The sequence below is a fragment of the Mesorhizobium sp. M7A.F.Ca.CA.004.04.2.1 genome (genome assembly GCF_004022825.1).
In the GTDB taxonomy this organism is placed as follows: Bacteria; Pseudomonadota; Alphaproteobacteria; order Rhizobiales; family Rhizobiaceae; genus Mesorhizobium.
The window spans coordinates 1-1,261 of sequence record NZ_RZPH01001351.1; the positions used below are offsets into that span (position 1 = coordinate 1).

Consider the following 1,261-nt stretch of genomic DNA (forward strand, 5'->3'; position numbering starts at 1 on the left):
GTCCTACTCCAAGCCGACCGTAAGGTCGGCTTTTTCTTTGCCACCAAGCCGACCGTAAGGTCGGCTTTTTCTTTGGGCATTCAGCCCGACAAGGCAAGGTTGCCGCTGAGAAGGGCCGCCAGATCGGCTGCCGACCCGTCGGCACCGGTGCGCAGCCGGATGGCGAACTCAGCCATTGGAACCTGCGGCAGGCCAAGCTCGCGCGGCGCCTCGACAATGCCGGAATGGGCAAAGCGAGCCGTTCGCAGCGTCAGCGCGACACCGGCGTTCACCGCCGTGCGCAGGCCGGCCAGACTGGCGCTGCCGGCAGCGATGCGGTAGCGGCGGCCGGCCGCATCGAGTGCGGCAAGTGCTGCCTCGCGAAAACCGCAATACGGATCGAGCAGCGCCAGCGGCAGTTCCTCCTGCCGCGAAGCCAGCCCCTTTTGTGAGCATAGCCATATCATCGGCTCGCGCAGCACGCCGACTTCGTCCGGCGCCGCCGCCTGGCGCATGACGATCGCCAGATCGAGGCCGCCAGACTGCAGCGCCTGCGCCAGTTCGGCGGAGCGGCCGACCCGCAGTTCGATCCTGACGCGCGGATGACTGACGGCGAAGGCACGCAGCAGATCCGGCAGGCCGCTGTCGGCGAAATCCTGCGTAGTGCCGATGGCGACGCGTCCGGCAGCGCGCGCGCCCTTGAGCGCCAGCCAGGCCTCGCGATGGGCGGCAAGGATCCGCCTGGCATGGCCGACGAGGTCTTCGCCTGCAGGGGTCAAGCCGCGCCCTCGCCCTTGCGGCGCCAGCAGCGGCTCGCCGACGATTTCTTCCAGCCGCTGCATCTGGGTGGTCACCGCCGAGGGCGAACGGCCGACGCTTGCAGCCGCCTGGGCCAGCGAGCCGCTGTCGACGAAAGCAAGGAAGGTTCGGAGCAGATCGGGATCCAGCGTTTCCATACTTCGATATTATCGAAGCTTCAGTTAAAAACAATTCGATTTTTTTGATCTAAAGGTGGTGGCATGGTTGTTTCAACGGCGATCGGACGCCGCTCAAGCCAAGGAGAAGAAAATGCCCATTATCAACATCAGCGTCACCGGCAAGCCTGACGCGGCGCTTTCCGCTCGCATCGCAGAGGAGGCTACCGAAATCACCGCCACGCAGCTGCGCAAGGATCCGACGATCACGGCAGTTGCCGTGTCCTATGTCGATCCGCAGCACTGGTTCGCCGGCGGCAAGTCGCTGGCCGAGCACGGCACCAACACGTTCTGGCTTGATATCAAGG

2 protein-coding genes are annotated in these 1,261 nt (G+C 64.9%); one reads left to right on the forward strand and one right to left on the reverse strand.

What is annotated here, in order from left to right:
* Positions 1-80: 80 nt before the first annotated feature.
* A complete protein-coding gene (locus EN893_RS34485; protein WP_127272459.1) occupies positions 81-935 on the reverse strand; it encodes a LysR substrate-binding domain-containing protein in 855 nt (284 codons plus the stop codon).
* A 112-nt stretch (positions 936-1,047) separates the two neighbouring features.
* Between EN893_RS34485 and EN893_RS34490 the strand changes: the two genes are divergently transcribed.
* Positions 1,048-1,261 (forward strand): 4-oxalocrotonate tautomerase family protein (locus EN893_RS34490; protein ID WP_164901405.1); only part of this gene is annotated, 214 nt, incomplete at its 3' end.